This is a genomic window from Picosynechococcus sp. PCC 73109 (assembly GCF_001521855.1).
Classification (GTDB): Bacteria; Cyanobacteriota; Cyanobacteriia; order Cyanobacteriales; family MRBY01; genus MRBY01.
In genome coordinates this window covers 2,287,085-2,306,614 of record NZ_CP013998.1, presented here as the reverse complement: position 1 = coordinate 2,306,614, position 19,530 = coordinate 2,287,085, and the positions used below count along the sequence as shown (strand labels likewise).

Genomic DNA, 19,530 nt, shown 5'->3' with positions numbered 1-19,530 from the left:
TATTTTATGGTTGCCCCTAAACAAGAAGAACTCCCCACAACGGCGATCGCCCGTTCCCCGGCCTTACATGCCACCAGTGAACCCTGGTTTGACTATCCAATTACGGTTTATCCCCATCACACCGATTATGCTGGCGTCGTTTGGCACGGCACCTATATTAAATGGCTAGAGGAAGCCCGGATCGCCTGCCTCCAATCCATTGGCCTCGACTACGCCGATCTGGTTCAACTGGGTTGCGAATTACCCGTGATCGCCCTATCAACCCGCTACCATAGTTTTCTGAAGATGGGGATGACCGCGATTATCAAAACCCGCATGCAAGAAATGAAAGGTGTCCGCATGGAGTGGGACTACCGCATTGAATCCCCAGACGGGCAAGAACTGTACTTCACCGGTCAAGTGACCCTGGTTAGCGTTGACCGAGAAAAAGGCAAAATCATGCGCCAATTGCCACCCGCCGTGGAAGAAGTCTTCAAGAAAATTCGTGGGATTTAAGGCCATTTCTGCCGATAATAGACAGTCTATGCTGGACTAACAGACAAAATTTTGACGTTTATCGAAAATCACTATGAGTAATATTATTCGCGTGGGTGTCCTGGGCTTTGGGGGCCTCGGTCAAGCTGCAGCCCGATTACTAGCTCCAAAATCAGAAATGCGCCTCGTCGCCGCTGCCGACCATAAAGGTTATATCTATAATCCTGAAGGCCTCGATACCCAAGCCTGCATCAGCACCTACAATCAGCAGGGTTCCGTGGGTCATGTGCCAGAATATGGCGTCCTGAGTCAAAACAGTATTGCCGATCTGATCGCTAATGCTCAAGTGGATGGTTTTTTCCTCGCTCTGCCAAACTTGCCCAACACGTTTATGGCTGATGTGACCCGGCAATTTATTGCTTCTGGTTGGCAAGGGGTGTTGGTGGATGCCCTGAAGCGCACCAGTGCGATGGAACAAATCCTCTCCCTCAAGGACGAGGTGAAAAACGCAGGTATTACCTACATGACGGGTTGCGGCGCGACGCCTGGTTTGTTGACGGCAGCGGCGGCGATCGCGGCCCAAAGCTATGCAGAGGTTCACAGCGTTAAAATCACCTTCGGGGTGGGTATTGCGAACTGGGAAGCTTACCGGGCGACCATCCGGGAAGATATTGCCCACATGCCTGGTTATGATGTGGACAAAGCGCGGGCTATGAGCGATGCAGAAGTGGAAGCCCTGTTGGATGAAACCAATGGCATTATTTCCCTCGAAAATATGGAACATGCCGATGATCTCATGCTGGAATTGGCCGGGATTTGTTCCCGTAATCAAGTTAGTGTCGGCGGTGTGGTAGATACGCGCAATCCGAAAAAACCCCTCAGCACCAATGTGCAATTGACGGGCCGTACCTTTGAAGGCAAGATTGCAACCCATACGTTTACCCTTGGGGATGAAACTAGCATGGCCGCCAATGTTTGTGGCCCCGCTTTCGGTTATCTCAAAACGGGGGTTTGGTTGCAAAAGCAAGGTTTAACAGGCATCTTCACAGCGGCGGATATGATGCCCCAATTTGTGAAGTAGTTTCGCTTGGAGAATGACATTCCCACAAATCCTCCTGGGTCAGGGGGATTTTTTTGCTTAGAGAAGACTCAGGATGGCCTTCTGAGTTCGGGCACGGATCGCGGCTTCTGGTTCTGTGGTGAGAAATTCGGTGAGTTTGTTTTTGATGACGATTTTTTTAGCTTCTGGAATGGCTTGCGACAAACCCTCTAGTCCGGCGATCGCCCCATAGCGAACCACCCATTCTCCGTCTTCAAGGGCTAGGAATAGACAATCACAGACTTTTTGCTGCTGCAATTCTCGCTCAGAATCTGGCACTTTATGCCATTGAATATTCCCTAACCCTTTGGCCGCAGAGCGCCGCACACTAAAGGCAAAATCCTTATTCGCCGCCTCAATTAGCAGGTCTAAGGCTCTGGGGTCACCAATCCCGGCAAAGATTCGTAGCATCCATGCCCGGGCCCCGTAGTTATAGCCATCGACATTTTCGAGGAGGTAGGGTACAACGGCCTCGCCAATATTGATCAAACCATTGACCGCCGCGACGGCCGCCCCCGGATTATTAAATTTCAGCACTTCTACTAGAGTTGGGATAGCTTGTTCATCTTTTGTTGCGGCGAGTTGCGCCACATTTTTGACCAGGTCTTGGGCTGAGGTGGGGTTGTTAACGGCACGAATTAAAACGTCGACGGTCATGGGTTCAGAAGTTAGCGATCGCAAAAAATGTAGGGATTTGGTTTAAAGGTTCCTAGAGCAGACTATCCATTAATTCGAGCAATTGTAAACCGTCCGCATCGAGGGTTGCGGCTGTCCGTTGTAAATGGGATTCGAGAATGCCCTTGAGGGAAATTAACTTTAAGCTATTTTCGGCATAGGCTTTGGCGATCGCCTGACCCGCCGGAACATAGCCGATAGCGCCCAAATCTAACAGCGCAGACCGTCGTAACTGTAGCTGGTTACCATTCAGGGCTTCCATTAACTGTTCAGCGTAGTGGGCTTCTTGAGTCAGTTGATACAAGGCCCGTAGTGCCGCGTAGCGAATTTTTGCGAATTCGTGATCTAAAAATGGCTCAATCTCGGCGATCGCCGCCGTGGCACCAATCGTCCCTAACGCCTCAATCACCGCTTCATAGGGCTGCACTAAATGGGGTTTGCCCTCAGCCTTGACTGCCGCCGCGACGCCACCTGCGAGTAGCGCTTGTAACGCGGGAATTGCCTGCCGGTCTCCCAACATCTCCAACGATTGGGCCGCCGATTCCCGCACATAATAATCAGGACTTTCTAAACTCTCAATTAACGGTTGCACCGCTGCCGGATTGCCCAGCTTGCCCAACGCCTTTGCTGCGTTCCGACGTAGGGGATAACCTCCATCCGGCGACCGATCCGTCTCATCTTTTAACGCTGCTAGCAACGCATTTACGGCCCGCTCATCCTGCACCCGGAACTTGCCAAACCACCAAGCCGCATAATAACGTTTGCCTGTATCTTCCGTTTGTTGGATGTTGGCGATCGCCTCCTCTAGGGTCCAGGCCTCAGCCATCTGCCAGTCCGACATAAATTCTCCTTTAAATAGCCCCCACAACAAGTCGGAGCAACAGCACTAAAACCAAAGCACTGCTACCCCGTCTAGAAAAAATATTCAAAACAACAATGTTATTAAGCTTATTCAGCGACAGAAAGAAACAACAAAATTATTCCTCGTCAGAAGCAGTCGCACCCGTATAAGGTTTAATCGAAACAATCTTGCCGCCTAGACGCAAAATCCGTTGCATCTCTTGATTCATCCGAGCATAGGGCACATTGATAAAAACACTGCCACTGCGACGAAAGGCATATTCTTGATTGTCTGTTTCTTCTGTTTGGCGCAGCCCTTGCACTTCGTAGGTAAAAACACGCGAAGCCGCTTCCGTTCCATTCGCAAATTGACTCAACATGGTTCTTTCTTGGAACTCCGTAAAAGATTTATGTACAATAAACGCTTAAGGTAAAGTCGCCAAAACCAGGCACAAAATCGAGAAGCTTAGACCCCCTCTCAAATTTTGTCCCTGATTTTCATCAATTATCCACTCCGGTAACAACTCAGAGATCACGCGCAAACGAGACCTCTAACCTTTACTGGCCAGCAGGTGAAATACTGGCGACTCTACCGCCCATCCGCTGAATTTCTTGCAGCTTCTGAGACAGACGAGATACCGGTACGAAGAAAACGCGACTGCTACGACGAATCCGAGGATAACGGGGCGTAGACAACGCAGCAACTTCAACCCGAACAACTTGGTCATCCGCACTCAAGCCAGTGGAACCACCAAGGGATTGACCAGGATGATAATCATCAGCCGCAGACCGGAAAGCCCAACCTTCGTTAACACCAGAAGGCCCAACCACCGCAGAGGTAGTATTACGAGCGAGCTCTTGGGCTAAGCGAGAAGCATTCCCCGCAATTTGAGCGCGATCGCTGTTGGCATAGCCCCGTTGCAGACTAAACATCCGGGTAAAACCAACGGTACGATGTCCAGTTTGAACAACATAACTACGGATGTAGGGCACAATGTTGTCCCCGAAGTTTTCCGTATATTCAGCGCTATCAATGTAAGAATTGATATCAGCTTCAAACCCTTCATTTTGATAGCGATCGAGGTGCTCAATCACCTCTGCTTCATCGTAGGGGGCCCGACCCAACAAGTGCTTGAAGTTCAGTTCAATCACACGGGTTTGGAAATTGTTGTATAAAAACTTTTCTTTATATAGCTCAGACTGGGCCACGGCACGGACAAAATCCCGCACAGAAATAAACCCATTCGTGAACAAAGATTCCGCAGCTGTTAAACGCTCAGAAGACATGACATAGTCATTGCCTAAAACCTGGCGATAAACGGCGCGGATGACGGTTTGTGCATCATCTCGAGAATAGTTAGCGCGCAGTTCGACGGGTGATTGGTCAAACGCAGCGGTTCCCAAGCGAGAGGCAGCGACAGTAACTGGCATTTGCCTAATACTCCTTGTTAAACCAATGTTTTTAGATAGAGCAAGACCCGGAGAAGTAAGTAGAACCCAACACTTAAGCTGAAAACCACTTACCCATCCGGGCCTAGACTAAGCAAAATTAGCTGAGGGCGTTAATTGCGTAGTCGATGTAGTTGTTAGTTTCAGTAGCAGCATCGCCAGTCAAACCATGGTTTGCTTTGATGTGCTTGAGAGCTTCAACATACCAGCTGGGAGAAAGATCGAAAGTACGGTTGATTTCGTCAACACCAGCGATGAGGTACTCATCCATGGGGCCAGTACCACCAGCAACTAGGCAGTAGGTAACCATGCGGAGGTAGTAACCGATGTCACGAGCACACTTGTCTTTACCGCGCTGGTCAGCAGCGAAGTTGTTGCCAGGAGTGCTGGTGGTGTAGGGGAACTTGCTGTAAACCGCTTGAGCAGCACCATTAACGAGGGTGTCAGCTTTTGCAGTCAACGTTTGAGCCGCTTCAAGGGCGAAAGCACCTTGACGAAGACGACCATAGAGGTACTGGAGCTCAGTGTTGCTGAGGAAACGGCCTTGAGAATCAGCGAGTGCTACTGCTTCGGTAAGAGGGGTTTTCATTGTCAGATTATCTCCCTATGGATTATCAATAATTTTCTTTAAAAGGGCGCCTTACAGTATCGGTAAGACTTAAAACGAAAAATGTCAGAGTTGAATTAAAAAAGATTATTCAACAGCTTTTGCAGCAGTTTCGAAGTAGAGTTCGATTTCCTGTTGGAGAGAGCTGCAGTCACCGGGAGTTACACCAGCGGGATCCATAACAATCGCTACAGCAGCTTTACCCATTGCACGTACACCAGCAGCAACGGAAGCACCGGGAACACCAAGCGCAACGTAGGTTTCACGGAGGCCATTGAGGCAGCGGTCGTTGAGTACAGACGCATCACCAGTGAAGGTTGCGTAGGTTACATAACGGAGGATGATTTCCATGTCGCGAAGACAAGCAGCCATGCGACGGTTGGTGTAAGCATTTCCACCGGGAGCGATGAGTTGGGGCTGGTCAGCGAAGAGTTGACGAGCAGCGTTGGTAACAATGGAAGACGCATTGTTGGTCATGCGGCTTACGGCATCAGAACGCTTGGTACCTTCGGCAACAACTTTTTTGAGAGCTTCGAGCTTGTCGCTAGAAATGAACTCACCTCGGGCATCAGCCTGAGAAACAACCCGGGTAAAAATATCAAACATGTTTTTATCTCCTACTTATATTTTGATGAGTGGGATTTATTTTGTGCGGTTTGCTTACTAACAAGAGTGAAGCAAGTGCTGAGGGGCTCTCTTGCTGAAAACAAAATCCTAGAGTCGATAAAAGGTTTTGTTTTCGAGTTGGAAACTTAATCCCCAAAGCCAATTAAGAGTGTCAGCTATTTTTGCTTGTTTTTCACCTTGGCATTTAAGAAACTTTACATTCATTGAATTTTTCAGATTCTCAAAGTTGCCAGATAAAGTTCATGCTAGTTCCTTGGAACCTATGGGGTTTCTAAGGAGTACTGCGAGTGACTCTTAATCTTAGGTAAATGTTATACAACGTCTGCCGGCATTTAAACATTACATCTTGTAAAAAGATCTGTCACAAAACTTCATGTTTATAGGCGATCGCCGCTAATTTTCTCAGGGAATCCTTGGGCTAGACAGAAGAAGAGTAAAGCATTTACAAGGTTGAGCAAAGCAGTTTTTAAGTGGACTCCCCCTTAGGTTAGATCTCTGAATTTTCAAAATTTCGCAGAAAATCAACTCAGGAAACCAAGCGGAAAGACCGGATTAATAAGTTAATATACTCACCGGCTTTTCTCACCTGTGCCAGACTTTTCTGGTCAATCAGGCAACGTAACAAAATGTGAACTCACATAAAAAAACCTCCCTTGAATTAAGGAAGGTTATGAAAGATTTCTTTAGATTATTTTAAGGATTTCCTGGGAGGATTTATCCCTCGGTTTCGGAACCAGTAGCAGTGCCTCGGAAGATGACATCAGACTCTTTAACAAAGCCACTGTAAGCTTCCATGCCGTGCTCACCGATGTCGAGACCCCGGAGTTCTTCGTCTTTTTCGACGCGAATCCCACCGAGGACTGCCGATAGGGCGTACCAAACAATGAAGCTAAAGGCGACGGTAAAGCCACCGATAGAAAGGATACCGACGATTTGGGCAATCAGTTGTTGGATGCCACCGCCAGTGAAAAGCCCGGTTTCTTGGGTAAATAGGCCCACGGCTAAGGTGCCCCAAATACCGCAGACGAGGTGCACAGAAGTCGCACCAACCGGGTCATCAATTTTAATGGCATCAAAGAAGGCCACAGAGAAAACGACGAGTACACCGGAAATTGCCCCGATGATTACAGCAGAAAGGAAACTGACGCCGTCACACCCAGCCGTGATCCCAACGAGACCTGCCAAAATGCCGTTAATAATCATGGACAGGTCTGGCTTTCCATCCTTTACCCAAGAGGTTGCGGTTGCTGTGATTCCCCCAGCCGCAGCCGAAAGGTTGGTGGTGATTGCAATGTAAGGTACGTGGGCATCTGCCGCTAACTGAGAGCCGGGGTTAAAACCAAACCAGCCAATCCAAAGAATTAGACACCCTAGGGTCGCAATACTCATGTTGTGACCGGGAATGGCATGGACTTGACCATCGCGGTATTTACCGAGGCGAGGCCCGACTACCGCAGCACCCACAAGGGCAGCCCAGCCACCAACGGAGTGAACAATGGTCGAACCAGCAAAGTCATGGAAGCCAAACTCGTAGAGCCAAGCACCATCCCATTGCCAGTGACCCGTGATTGGGTAAGACACAGCAACGAGCAGGAAGCTAAAGATTAAGAAGGCGTCGAATTTAATCCTCTCTGCCACGGCTCCGGAAACGATGGTGGCGGCGGTGGCGGCAAAGGCAACCTGGAACAGGAAGGAAACACTTTCCGGTACGAACTGAAGAACTTGAACTGTTTCACCATCAATAGCTTCTTCGATATACCATTCTTCGCCAGTGTAGGGAATACTACTACCGTTGAAGAAAAAGCCTTTCAAGCCAATGAAGCTTGTTCCTTCACCATACATAAAGGCATAACCAATCGCCCAATAAGCAATGGTGGCAACGGCAAAGACGATCAAGTTTTTGGAAAGGATATTGACCGCATTTTTTTGACGACAAAAACCCGCTTCAAGCATCCCGAACCCTGCATTCATGAAAATAACAAGGACGGACGCAATCAACAGGAAGATCGTGTCTAGAATAATTTGCACTTGACCTGCTTGATCAATGGCGACGTCGCTTTGGGCCATTGCTGCAGTCCCCCAAACGACGGTGATGATCGCCGCTAAGGGAATACAGGCAAGCCAGGCAGGGGAGAAATGACGGGAGAGCTGACGGGCCAAGCGAAGCACCACACTGTTATCTGTTGTGTGTGGAGACCGCATGTCTTCCCGTGCCCATCCACGTTGTTGAAAAGTTGACTTAGGCATTAGTTTGAGATGTTGTTTAGGCATTCACTCAATGGAATAACACAAGCAAAATTCGCTAATGGTAGCAGAAGTAACCTTTTGAAAAGCCATCAACGAAAGTTGCCGAAAAATCATCTATGGTCTGAAGCTGCACCAAGCTTGGTCTGGCACCTAAGGGCCTTAAAGTTTCCATGGTGATGGGATTTGGGGTTTTCACCATTGAGGACTTGCTGACATTTATTCAGAGCAAAGATGTTTCCAAAAAATCAAATCCCAACGCAAGTTTAAGGACTGATTGCGGTTATTCTAAGGCACCCTGGTTTTTAAAATGTTTACCACTAACATTCTGTATAAAATGATACGCTTCAGACAGATGAAAGGGGGGATTAGAACAGCTCTAACCCTTGCTATGTGAGCCTTTCCAAAGGCGTTTACTAATGCTGTTGTAATTTACCAAACGGGGTCACTGAAGAGATGAATGGTGATCTCAGGGCGATCGCCAGGAATGCCACTAATGCAAGCGCAAAGATTTGTGCCATCGTCTAACTCTATTTCACAGGCATGGCATGAGCCCATCAAGCAGCCTGTGGGGATCGCCACCCCAGCCCGCCGGGCCACCTCAATCATCGGCTCCCCTGCGGTGGCAGTGACGGTAACATCATTGGGCATAAAGCGAACGGCGATCGCGGACATAAAAGCGTAAAACTCCAGGAGTTGAAGACAATAAACTAAACTAGGGAATCCCCGCTAACCACAGGCGACAAGAATTCCATCGGAAAACATTTTAGGAACCGTTACTGCGTAAAATGATAATCCGCTATAATGGCTCCCTGCATTGGGATGCTTTCCACGAAGCCATCAGAAGCCACTCATTTTAACAAAAATAAGCTTTAAGAAAATTTGCGACAAGGAGAAAACGTTTGGTGACTACAGCCTTAAACACAACCAAATCCGAAGAGATTTTTAGTGCCGCCCAAAAGCTAATGCCTGGTGGTGTTAGCTCCCCGGTGCGGGCCTTTAAATCCGTTGGCGGACAGCCCATTGTTTTTGAGCGCGTCAAAGGCTCCCGCGTTTGGGACGTCGATGGCAACGAGTACATTGACTATGTGGGCACTTGGGGGCCTGCCATCTGCGGCCATGCCAACGATGAAGTCAATGCAGCACTCCGGGAAACCCTCGAAAAAGGAACAAGCTTTGGTGCCCCTTGCCTCAAAGAAAATATCTTGGCTGAAATGGTGATCAATGCAGTGCCCAGCATTGAAATGGTGCGCTTTGTAAATTCTGGTACAGAAGCTTGCATGTCGGTGTTGCGTTTGATGCGGGCTTTTACGGGGCGAGAAAAAATTATCAAGTTTGAAGGTTGCTACCACGGCCATGCGGATATGTTCCTGGTGCAGGCCGGATCTGGGGTGGCGACCCTCGGCTTACCCGATTCTCCTGGTGTGCCCAAAACCACCACTGCTGCCACATTGACTGCCCCTTACAACGACCTTGAAGCCGTCAAAAAATTATTCGCAGAAAACCCTGGTGAAATTGCCGGGGTGATCCTAGAGCCCGTGGTCGGTAATTCTGGGTTTGTGGTTCCCGATGCTGGTTTCCTCGAAGGATTACGGGAAATTACCAAGGAACATGACGCCTTACTGGTTTTTGATGAGGTGATGACGGGCTTCCGGATTTCCTATGGTGGTGCCCAAGAAAAATTTGGCGTGACCCCAGATCTCACCACTCTGGGTAAAGTAATTGGTGGCGGGCTACCTGTGGGAGCCTATGGTGGCCGTAAAGACATCATGTCCATGGTTGCTCCGGCGGGGCCGATGTACCAAGCAGGTACCCTCTCAGGGAACCCCTTGGCGATGACAGCGGGCATTAAAACCCTTGAATTGCTACAACGTCCTGGCATGTATGGACAATTGGAAACCATCACGAAAAGGTTAATTGATGGCTTGTTGAGCATTGCTCGGGAAGCGGGCCATGAAGTCACGGGGGGCAACATCAGTGGTATGTTCGGCATGTTTTTCACGGGAGAGCCTGTCCGTAATTACGAAGATGCGAAGAAATCGGACTTACACAAGTTCAGCCGCTATCACCGTGGGATGTTAGAACAAGGAATTTACCTCGCTCCTTCTCAGTTTGAGGCTGGTTTTACGTCCCTCGCCCACACTGATGAAGATATTGAAAAAACCTTGGCCGCAGCTAAGGTTGTCTTGAATAGCATCTAAAGCCTAAATTTTGGTTTTGTTTTTGAGTTACAGTGTTCTCTCTTTCTGTCACGGAAGGGGGAATTTTTTTGGGGATTGCGAAGGGATGAATCCGCTACAATTGCTTAAAAATTCTGTTTTCAGGGGTTTATGAGCCAAGCGAAACCAAATCCATCGCCTGAGGGGACTGAGCTTGAGGGGAAGCCTCCCGAATCTGAATTAACAACGGCCTCGGAACAGGCGAGATCTCAACCTGTACAAATTCCGCCACCCCGTTCGGATTTGGCGGAGCGGCACTTTTATCTGCGCAAAATTGATCCTGGTAGTCCTTGGCTTATTTCAACGGCGATCGCCGTGACGATGTTGGGGCTATTAAGCCATTGGCTTTGGCTTGGACTGTCCGGCACCCTCGTCACCCTCTTGCTCTCATTGCGGATTATTTTGCCCTCCCTAAAAAATTGGCTAGGGACTTTTTTGACCCCCGAAGAACGTCGCACCCTCATTGGTGTAGTGGCCTTTGTGGTGGCGATCGCCAGTTTATTGAGATTTCTCGGTTTCTATCGATTGGTAGGCTATTGGCTCAACCAGATTGTCTGGGATGAATTTGGCTCCTGGGCGGACTGGGTGGGGGCATTGGGGCAAATTATGATTGCCGTGCTGGCCGTCTATGTCGCCTGGGAACAATACGTTATCTCCCGCGATTTGACCATCCAACAAAACCGTATTACCCAGCAGCAAACCATTGATACCTATTTCCAGGGGATTTCTGACCTCGCCCTGAACGAAGAAGGACTCCTAGAAGACTGGCCCCAAGAAAGGGCGATCGCCGAAGGGAGAACCGCCGCTATTTTGAGCAGTGTCGATGCTGGTGGTAAAGCAAAAATCTTGCGATTTCTTTCCCAATCTCGATTTTTGACTCCCCTGAAGCGAGATGGTCGTTTGGGGCGAGCGATCCTAGACGGAACAGGCAGCTACGCCGAAGACCGAGAATGGGGCGTCCGCGTGATTGATTTAGGAGTGATGCTGGCAGGGGCCGATCTCGCCAATATGGATCTGCGCTGGACAGACCTTAGTGAAGCCAACTTAGTCCGGGCAAATTTACAAAATTGCGACCTAGTCCGGGCAAATCTTTCTCGCGCCATCTTAGTTGATGTAAACCTCCGGCTTGCGGACGTGAAAGGCATAACTTTCTTTTATGGCCCCTTCGAAACGGCTAGTCCCCGCATCAAAGCAAAGTTACCCAACTACCGCACTGGCGAATATACAGGGGCTGTGGTGGAAAATGCCGACTTTACAGGGATAAAGCGAATGAATGAGGAGCTACGTTACTATTGCTGTGCTTGGTGTGGCGAAAAAAGTCGGGCCACGATCCCTGGGGGCTGTGAAGGAATTCCGAATAAGTTGGGCCGTTAAATTAGCCGTAAAAGTAACTGTCTAACTCGTTTCCGCTTTAACCCAGAGGGCTAAACCACCGCCACGACCACGGGCCGCAATCACATCGGGGGAGACGTAAAAGTAACTGAAAAAGGCCTGTTTCCCAATGGTTGTTGCGTAGAAATCTTGCCTGGCCGTTTCACCGCCCCGGATTTGGCCTCGATAAAGCCTCAACCCACCCAAGCTTATGGTTATTTGCGTAAAGTCGAAGGCGAGTAACCGTTTTTGAGTCTGAAATTTCACTGGGCCAGTTAAGGATAAATGCAGTGGCCCCAAGTGAACGTTGTTAGTAACGCTGCCCCGCTGCCAATTCGTTGTTGGGTCTTGCTCCGTCAGAGCGTCATAGGCGATCGCCACCGTGACCCACTGGGGTAAATAGCGTCCCTGACCCAGCACTTTTCCCGCTTGTTTTTGGGCTTTTTTGGTGCCCGTAATAAAGGTGAGCTGCCAGGTACCCAAGAGAGAAACAAAAGGATAAGTCCGCTTCTCCCGTTTGGCTGTTTTTTCCAGGCCAAGCAACTGTGCCGTGAGGGCCTCTGGGGTAGGTCGCCGCTGCGAATTCAAAAGAACAGCACGGGTCAAAATGTCGGCTTGGGCAGTCATAAAAAAAGGGGATTCATCCTTGGTATATGGTTTTTCGGTGAAAATTTATCCAGTGAAAATTTAGCTGTGGTAGTCACAACCATTGGGCACTAGATTTTCCAGGGCGGCGATCGCCATAAAAATTATTTTAAGAAATTGACTAAGGTCTGGAGTTTGTCCCAAGCTGCCCCGCTAGCCATTACCGTTTGAGCTTTTTGAACGCCCGCGAGATGATCCCCCCAGGGCACGACTTCTGCAACCTGGAGCGCCAACCCCGCATTCAAAGCCACCGCATCCCGCTGGGCTTGGGTTCCTTTCCCCTGGAGAATATTCGTTAAAATCTCTTGGTTTACAGGCACATCGCCGCCCTTCAACGCTTGCAAGGAAACAGGCGTTAAACCCAGAGCAACTGGATCTAAAACGCTAGTCGTGACTGCACCACCATTCACAAGGGCCAAATCCGTTTTATCCCCAAGGCCCGCTTCATCTAAGCCTTCCCGACCATGGAGAACCATCGCCTTAGGGGTTCCCAGTTGATTGAGCGCTTGGGCCATCCGTTCAATAAACTGTGAATCATAAACACCAATAATCTGGCCTGTGGGCTGGAGGGGATTGACCAACGGCCCCAACAGATTAAACACTGTACGAATCTTGAGTTCGCGGCGGATCGGGGCCACACTTTTCATCGCCGGATGCCAGCCAGGGGCAAACAGGAACGTAATGCCCACCGCATCAAGGGCCCCATGGACTTTTTCCGTAGGAGCGCCAAGGTTGACCCCTAGGGCTTCTAAAACATCCGCAGAGCCGACTTTGCTCGAAGCTGAGCGATTACCATGTTTGGCAACTTTGACCCCAGCGGCTGCTGTCACGAAGGCCACCGCCGTCGAAATATTAAAGGTAGAAGAACCATCTCCCCCGGTGCCGCAGGTATCAATCACCGGTTGCCCATGGCTTAATAGCTGTTGCTGTCGGGATTGGGCTTTGAGGACTTGGGCCATCCCCGTCAGCTCATCAGCCGAAACCCCCTTTGTTTGTAGGGCCGCAAGTATAGCTCCAGATAGGGCTGGAGAAATCGCCTCTTGTAGCCAACCTTCCATGAGTTGAGAGGCTTGGGTTTGGCTTAGGGATTCGCCATTGATGAGTTGTTGGAGGAGAGCAGACCAATTTGGAGTTGTCATAGATTCGAGGCAAACGTGCTAGAGAGGTTTTCCAAAAACTCTATCGGATTTCCTCCCTTTCCGAGAATCTTTTAGAATATCCTTTGGAAAAATTTTGTTAAATGTCAGGCGAGTTGAGGGTTATGAAGGTTTTAGCGCGCATTGTTGTTTTAGGTTTCGTCATTTTCGGGCTTTGTTGGGGGACACCGGCTTACGGGGCCAGTCCTGCGGCCACATCCCGGTCGGCGATCGACAGTGAAGATCTCGCCGGCAGCAATTTTGCGGGGCAAAACCTCCAGGGAGTTGAATTTTCCCAGGTGAACCTTACCAACGCAGATTTAAGCGGCAGTGATCTCCGGGGGGCTGTTTTTAACAGCACGTTATTGGAAACGACCAACCTCCACGGGGCCGATTTTACCAATGGCATCGCCTATCTCTCTAAGTTTACTGGGGCCGATTTGACCGATGCGATTTTTGTGGAGGCGATTCTCCTGCGATCTACCTTTGAGAATGCCAAGATTGATGGCGCAGATTTCAGTTTTGCTGTGTTAGACGGGCCACAACAGAAAAAGCTCTGTGCCGCCGCCACAGGGGTCAATCCGGTGACGGGGATTGCCACGGCTGACTCTTTGGGCTGTTAATCAAAGCCTGAACATTCGATTTTCATGGGGATGAACTGGGGGAAATGCTCCCCCTTTTTTATGTTGTATCCCAGATAACCCTAGAGGGCTTCTAGGGGGTTAACGGTATCAATCACCGAGAGACTGGCATCTTCATTAACGGTCCAAACGTCGTAGTTTCCAGCCACGTCACCATTTTCATCAAAGTCAACGTTCCCGCTGGCACCTTGGTAGTTAATCGCTTGGCCTTCGCGGACAAGGGCGATCGCCTCACAGGGATCACTCACTTCTTGGCCGTCCCCACTGGTAACTTCCCGGAGGTGATTTTTAATGCCTTCGCCAGTATTCACATCTGCTGCTTCGGCGGCCAACATCATGGCGATCGCCGCATCCCAGGAATGGGGCACATAGGCCGTAACCTCCTTACCTGTTTTTTCGCGCCAGAGAGCTGTAAAAGCTTCTAAGGCCGGGCCATCCGCACCGGGAACCGTCCCCAGAGCCCCCGCAATAATTGACTGGCCAGCGGCGGTCGTACCTACCTGTTGGGTAAAGTCTTCGCTGTAGACGCCATCGGTTAATAGAACAGTGATCCCTTCGCTTAAGCCTTGTTCATAGGCGGCTTTGAGCAATAAACTACCAGTCTCTGCGTAGAGCACCCCAAGGACAGCATCGGGTTCCCCGGCAAAAGCGGCAGCCGCTTCACTATCGAGGGTGGCGGCTTTCGGGTCATAGCGCACCGGATTATCTTTGTTGACAATGGTGCCCCCAAGGTTTTCAAAGGCTTTGATAAATTCTTGCTCAAAGCCCACGCCATAGTCGTTGTTAATCACCACGGTAGAAACCCGTTCAAAGCCTTGTTTTTGCGCTAAAACAGCCAAAGCAGGGGCTTGGTAGCTGTCGGGGGGCGCAGTTCTAGCCCAATAGCCATCAAAATCACCATTCGCAGCCCGTTCTGTAAACACAGGACTGGTACTGCCGGGGGAAACGAGCATCACTTGGTTCCGCACCGCAACATCAACGGCGGCACTAGACACACTACTGGCAAAGGCCCCCACAACCCCGGCGACTCTATCGACTTCCGCCAGCTTTGTCATCGCTGCTCCTCCGGCGGTGGGGTCTGTTTGGGAATCTTCTTGGATGAGGGTAACGGGTTGCTCATTGACGCCCCCGCAAGCGTTAATCGTTTCTACGGCCAGCTCTACGGCGATCGGCATATTTTGCCCAATGGAGGAAAGGTCACCAGTGGTGGGGGTCAGGGAGCCCAATTTCAGGCCCTCAGCGCCGGTATTTGTACTGGTTTCGCCGTTACCATCGGTGGGGGCAGTGGTGTCTTGGCAGGCTCCGGTGAAGGTTGCGATCGCCGCCAGGGAAAGGGCGATCGCCAAATTAAATTTCGATGTTTGCATGGTTCAGATTTTTTCAAAAAAAGATTAAAATCCCCCTCATTTTATGCACAAACCCCAGGATGCAACCCCAAGAAAGGGGAGAAGGCGATTTACAATAGTTAACATTGCTTGAGGTTAAAACTGACTATGGTTGCTGCGCCAAATTCTCCACAACTATCGACCCAACCGGCTTGGTCACGACTTTTTGCGAACCCCGCCCAACCGTTTGATTTAACGCCTCTGCCCGTTCTAGAGGGGGCAATTCCACCAGGATTGCGGGGGAGTTTATTTCGCAATGGCCCCGGACGTTTGACACGGGGAGGGCAGGCCATGGGCCATTGGTTTGACGGCGATGGTGGCATTCTAGGGGTGTACTTTACAGAAGCAGGTGCCCAGGCCCAATATCGCTATGTAGAAACCCCCTACTTTCAGCAGGAAGCAGCAGCAGAAAGCTTACTCTATCCTAACTATGGCACCCTTGCTCCGGGACAAATTTGGCAGCGGTGGGGGAAACCTGCTAAAAACTCCGCCAATACTTCTGTGTTACCCCTGGGCGATCGCCTTTTAGTCCTGTGGGAAGGGGGGAAACCCTATGGCCTCAATGCCCAAACCCTCGAAACCTTGGGAGAGATGGATCTTGGCTTTGCCCACTCTAGCGATACCTTTTCGGCCCACCACAAAATTCAGCCTGAAACTGGGGAAATTTACAATTTTGGCGTGACCTTCGGCCCCAAGGCGACATTCCAGCTTTACCGTTGTCACCCCCAGGGCGAAATTTCACAGCAGACTCATTTTTCTGTACCAGGCTTAAAGGGATTGCCGCTGGTGCATGATTTTGTCTTGGCCGGAGATTACCTCGTGTTTTGTATTCCGCCGGTGCGCCTCCAAATGGTGCCGACGCTATTGGGCCTAAAAACCGTTAGCGATGCCCTTCAATGGCGGCCAGAACTGGGAACGACGATTGTGATCATTGATCGCAATACCCTCCAACCGATTAGCTTTTGCCAACAGGAGGCTTGGTTCCAGTGGCACTTTACCAATGGCTATGTTGATGATCATGGCGAAATTGTGCTGGAAATGGTGCGGTTTCCAGATTTTGCCAGCAACCAACAATTCATCGAAATTCCCCAGGGCAAAATTCACACCTATACAAAGGGCACCCTCTGGCGCTATCGACTGGCACCGAAAACAGCCAAGGTCATCGAAGCCTACGAAATTTGCGATCGCTCCTGTGAATTTCCGATCACCCTCGAATCTCACACCGGGCAACCTTGGCCCAAAACCTTTATGGGTGTCCACCGCCGAGAATCAGATATTGGTCATGAGATCATTAATGTGATCGCCGCCTTTGACCACCGTACAGAAACCTTCACTATGGCAGATATGGGCGCCAACCATTACCCCTCCGAACCCATCCCCGTCCAAAATCCCCAGAATCCCGATGAAATCTGGCTCTTAACCGTTGTCTTTAATGCTCCAGCGCAGCGCAGTGAACTCAGAATCTACGATGGCGATCGCCTGGAGGCTGAACCCCTTTGTATCCTAGAATTTCCTGAAATTATTCCCCCCAGCTTCCATGGCAAATGGCAGCCCACTCTTTAAAATTCCTAAGTAAAAGTTCCAAGAAAAAACCCTCCAACTTGGAGGGTAAGGGCTAAACAATTGAATCTTTGAAAAATGTTCTTAGAGCGCGTTACCACGGGGTAGAACTTCTTCAGGGAATACAAATTGTTCGTGAATTTGGTCTTGCGGTGCCATCCATGCACGCATACCTTCGTTCAACAGAATGTTCTTCGTGTAGAACGTTTCAAATTCGGGGTCTTCCGCCGCGCGGATTTCCTGGGATACAAAGTCATAGGCCCGTAGGTTCAATGCTAAACCCACAATCCCCACAGAACTCATCCATAGCCCAGTCACCGGTACAAACAGCATGAAGAAGTGCAACCAACGCTTGTTGGAAAACGCAATCCCGAAAATCTGAGACCAGAAACGGTTCGCGGTCACCATCGAGTAGGTTTCTTCTGCCTGGGTCGGCTCAAACGCTCGGAAGGTATTCGCTTGGTCACTGTCTTCAAACAGGGTGTTCTCTACCGTTGCCCCGTGGATCGCACAGAGCAGCGCACCACCGAGAATCCCTGCAACACCCATCATGTGGAAGGGGTTGAGCGTCCAGTTGTGGAAACCTTGTAAGAACAGAATGAAACGGAAGATACCAGCGACACCAAAGCTGGGGGCAAAGAACCAGCTAGACTGACCCAAGGGGTACATCAGGAATACACTGACGAATACCGCGATGGGGCCAGAGAAGGCGATCGCATTGTAGGGGCGGATACCCACCAGACGGGCAATTTCAAACTGACGCAGCATGAAGCCGATCAGACCAAAAGCACCGTGGAGGGCAACAAAGCTCCAGAGTCCACCGAGTTGACACCAACGAGCAAAGTTCCAGTTGGCTTCGGGGCCCCAGAGGAAAAGGAGGGAGTGACCGAGGCTGTCAGCAGGGCTGGATACAGCAACAGTCAGAAAGTTACACCCTTCGAGATAAGAGGATGCTAATCCATGGGTGTACCAAGAAGTAACGAAGGTGGTGCCAGTCAACCAGCCACCGAGAGCCATGAAGGCGCAGGGGAACAGGAGGATACCGGACCAACCGACGAAGACAAATCGATCTCGCTTCAACCAGTCATCGAGGACATCAAACCAGCCTCGTTCCTGGGGCGCGCGTCCGACTGCAATAGTCATAAGGACGAAGTCTCCAAAATAGTAAGCAACAAAAAATTACATATAATTTCGGGTGTTTATTTGATGAAACACCTTACTTTCGTCTAGGTTCTAGGCAAAAAATGATAGTGAATCTAGACAAATGTGAGAAAAGTTTACCTTTCTTAATAACCTATTTTAGGGGATAAAGGCTGATTTTGCCAAATATTTTTGCCGCCCTCACTCCCCTAAGACCCTTGAAATTGCCTTGATCTCGCCCCTAAATGACACCGCTGTTCACGGCGTTGGAGCGGGGCTTTGGGGCGGCATAGATTCTTCAATATCCAAGAAGTAATGAGTCTTGCCAAAAAAATAAAAAGATGCCCCCTTTTCAAAGGACATCTACAACAACTTAACTTTCCAGGATGGTCGTTATTTTTGTTACTTAGCCGGAGCGAGGCGAATATTTTTGGCCAATCCCAAGGCTTGTAGGAAACGAATTGTCATCCAAGTCATATCAATTTCCCACCAGTTGAGACCATGGCGCGCGGAATACTGATAGGCATGGTGATTGTTGTGCCAACCTTCGCCGTAGGTGACAAGGGCAACCCACCAGCAGTTCTTGGAGTGGTCGTTGGACTCATGGCTTTTATAGCCAAATTTATGGGTGGCACTATTCACAAACCAGGTACAGTGGAAAACCACGGCAAGGCGGAGAAACACGCCCCAAATCACGAAAGACCAGCCGTTACCGACCCAGGCTTCTCCCCAGGCATAAAGGGCTAAACCCAAGGCCACCTGGATGAGAACCATGTATTTTTGGCAAAAATTGTAGAAAGGATCGTCCTTAATGTCTTTGATGTAGCGATCAATGTCGCCACGGGCAGGAATTTCAAACAGCATCCAACCGATGTGACTCCACCAGAAGCCTTTATTGGAGTCATGGGGATCAGGAGTATGGTCAGAGTGTTTGTGGTGGATGCGGTGTAGCCCAATCCAATCAATCGGCCCCCCCTGACAGGCAAGGGTGCCACAGAAAATCAAGAAATACTCAAGCCACTTTGGTACTTCAAAGCTACGGTGGGACACGAGGCGATGGAACCCTAGGGTAATTCCAATGCCACCGGTAATCCAGTGAAACAATAAAAAGACGCCCACGGCTTGCCAACTAAAGTTACCGGGTAAAAAGGCAAGGAGGGCGACTAGATGGATCAAGCTGAAATAGATAATCGTTGTCCAATCTAGGGGGAGTTTTTGGGAAGTGGCAACAGTCATGAAATATCCTTTCTGGAAATTGTACTGTGGGACATGGTATGCGGAGGCTCCGTATTTTTTCCACTGTCCTACATGATAAACACAAGCACGGCTCAGCAAAGGGAAGATAAGAACACTTTAGAAAGACGGTGCCTATCGTCGGAGAAGTCTTTCAAAGCGAAGCACAAAAATCTTGAAAATTC

General features: G+C 49.8%; 19 protein-coding genes. 6 read left to right on the top strand and 13 right to left on the bottom strand.

All coding sequences use genetic code 11. From position 1 onward, the window contains the following. Nucleotides 1–6: 6 nt before the first annotated feature. The gene (locus AWQ23_RS11070; RefSeq protein WP_012307817.1) at nt 7–495 is read left to right on the top strand and encodes a thioesterase family protein; all 489 of its coding nucleotides are present in this window, start codon (nt 7–9) and stop codon (nt 493–495) included. Between the two features lie 73 nt (nt 496–568). Next, entirely contained in the window at nt 569–1,555 is a 987-nt protein-coding gene (locus AWQ23_RS11065; RefSeq protein WP_062435387.1) for a saccharopine dehydrogenase-like oxidoreductase, read from the top strand. A gap of 57 nt (nt 1,556–1,612) precedes the next feature. Here the strand turns inward: AWQ23_RS11065 and AWQ23_RS11060 are convergent, their stop codons facing one another. The 8 genes from AWQ23_RS11060 to AWQ23_RS11025 form a co-directional block, all read right to left on the bottom strand. After that, the gene (locus AWQ23_RS11060) at nt 1,613–2,230 is read right to left on the bottom strand and encodes a HEAT repeat domain-containing protein (RefSeq protein ID WP_062435384.1); all 618 of its coding nucleotides are present in this window, start codon (nt 2,228–2,230) and stop codon (nt 1,613–1,615) included. Between the two features lie 52 nt (nt 2,231–2,282). Further along, a complete protein-coding gene (locus AWQ23_RS11055; protein WP_062435382.1) occupies nt 2,283–3,089 on the bottom strand; it encodes a HEAT repeat domain-containing protein in 807 nt (268 codons plus the stop codon). A 136-nt stretch (nt 3,090–3,225) separates the two neighbouring features. Next, complete coding sequence (locus tag AWQ23_RS11050) at nt 3,226–3,468, bottom strand: phycobilisome linker polypeptide (RefSeq protein WP_012307811.1); 243 nt, start codon at nt 3,466–3,468, stop codon at nt 3,226–3,228. 178 nt (nt 3,469–3,646) lie between these two features. Then, nucleotides 3,647–4,519, bottom strand: a complete 873-nt coding sequence (locus AWQ23_RS11045; protein WP_012307810.1) for a phycobilisome linker polypeptide — start codon at nt 4,517–4,519, stop codon at nt 3,647–3,649. A gap of 118 nt (nt 4,520–4,637) precedes the next feature. After that, nucleotides 4,638–5,126: a phycocyanin subunit alpha gene (cpcA, locus tag AWQ23_RS11040; protein WP_012307809.1), complete on the bottom strand. Its 489-nt coding sequence runs from the start codon at nt 5,124–5,126 to the stop codon at nt 4,638–4,640. A gap of 105 nt (nt 5,127–5,231) precedes the next feature. Continuing rightward, nucleotides 5,232–5,750: a phycocyanin subunit beta gene (locus tag AWQ23_RS11035; RefSeq protein WP_062435379.1), complete on the bottom strand. Its 519-nt coding sequence runs from the start codon at nt 5,748–5,750 to the stop codon at nt 5,232–5,234. Between the two features lie 735 nt (nt 5,751–6,485). Continuing rightward, nucleotides 6,486–7,973, bottom strand: a complete 1,488-nt coding sequence (locus tag AWQ23_RS11030) for an ammonium transporter (protein WP_062436641.1) — start codon at nt 7,971–7,973, stop codon at nt 6,486–6,488. A 474-nt stretch (nt 7,974–8,447) separates the two neighbouring features. Beyond that, nucleotides 8,448–8,690 (bottom strand): 2Fe-2S iron-sulfur cluster-binding protein, encoded by a 243-nt coding sequence (locus tag AWQ23_RS11025; RefSeq protein ID WP_062435376.1) that lies wholly within the window; start codon nt 8,688–8,690, stop codon nt 8,448–8,450. 227 nt (nt 8,691–8,917) lie between these two features. On the opposite strand from AWQ23_RS11025, the gene hemL reads away from it, so the two are divergent. Both hemL and AWQ23_RS11015 read left to right on the top strand, forming a co-directional pair. Further along, nucleotides 8,918–10,216: a glutamate-1-semialdehyde 2,1-aminomutase gene (gene hemL / locus AWQ23_RS11020; protein ID WP_062435373.1), complete on the top strand. Its 1,299-nt coding sequence runs from the start codon at nt 8,918–8,920 to the stop codon at nt 10,214–10,216. A gap of 129 nt (nt 10,217–10,345) precedes the next feature. After that, nucleotides 10,346–11,608 carry a pentapeptide repeat-containing protein gene (locus AWQ23_RS11015; protein ID WP_062435369.1) on the top strand — a complete coding sequence of 421 codons (1,263 nt, stop codon included), beginning with the start codon at nt 10,346–10,348 and terminating at the stop codon, nt 11,606–11,608. A 21-nt stretch (nt 11,609–11,629) separates the two neighbouring features. Here the strand turns inward: AWQ23_RS11015 and AWQ23_RS11010 are convergent, their stop codons facing one another. Both AWQ23_RS11010 and trpD read right to left on the bottom strand, forming a co-directional pair. After that, nucleotides 11,630–12,232 carry a hypothetical protein gene (locus AWQ23_RS11010; RefSeq protein WP_062435366.1) on the bottom strand — a complete coding sequence of 201 codons (603 nt, stop codon included), beginning with the start codon at nt 12,230–12,232 and terminating at the stop codon, nt 11,630–11,632. Between the two features lie 122 nt (nt 12,233–12,354). Continuing rightward, entirely contained in the window at nt 12,355–13,389 is a 1,035-nt protein-coding gene (gene trpD / locus AWQ23_RS11005) for an anthranilate phosphoribosyltransferase (protein WP_062435363.1), read from the bottom strand. Between the two features lie 122 nt (nt 13,390–13,511). Here trpD and AWQ23_RS11000 point away from each other — a divergent pair, with 122 nt between their 5' ends. Then, nucleotides 13,512–14,009 (top strand): pentapeptide repeat-containing protein, encoded by a 498-nt coding sequence (locus AWQ23_RS11000; RefSeq protein WP_030007289.1) that lies wholly within the window; start codon nt 13,512–13,514, stop codon nt 14,007–14,009. A gap of 80 nt (nt 14,010–14,089) precedes the next feature. On the opposite strand, the gene AWQ23_RS10995 is transcribed toward AWQ23_RS11000, so the two are convergent. Further along, on the bottom strand, nt 14,090–15,394 hold the full coding sequence (locus AWQ23_RS10995; RefSeq protein WP_062435360.1) for an ABC transporter substrate-binding protein: 1,305 nt from the start codon (nt 15,392–15,394) through the stop codon (nt 14,090–14,092). Nucleotides 15,395–15,520: 126 nt separating this feature from the next. Between AWQ23_RS10995 and AWQ23_RS10990 the strand changes: the two genes are divergently transcribed. Then, a complete protein-coding gene (locus tag AWQ23_RS10990; RefSeq protein WP_062435347.1) occupies nt 15,521–16,975 on the top strand; it encodes a carotenoid oxygenase family protein in 1,455 nt (484 codons plus the stop codon). A gap of 81 nt (nt 16,976–17,056) precedes the next feature. Here the strand turns inward: AWQ23_RS10990 and psbD are convergent, their stop codons facing one another. Both psbD and AWQ23_RS10980 read right to left on the bottom strand, forming a co-directional pair. Continuing rightward, complete coding sequence (gene psbD, locus AWQ23_RS10985) at nt 17,057–18,115, bottom strand: photosystem II D2 protein (photosystem q(a) protein) (protein WP_012307174.1); 1,059 nt, start codon at nt 18,113–18,115, stop codon at nt 17,057–17,059. Nucleotides 18,116–18,514: 399 nt separating this feature from the next. Then, nucleotides 18,515–19,348: an acyl-CoA desaturase gene (locus tag AWQ23_RS10980; RefSeq protein WP_062435344.1), complete on the bottom strand. Its 834-nt coding sequence runs from the start codon at nt 19,346–19,348 to the stop codon at nt 18,515–18,517. Nucleotides 19,349–19,530: the final 182 nt, after the last annotated feature.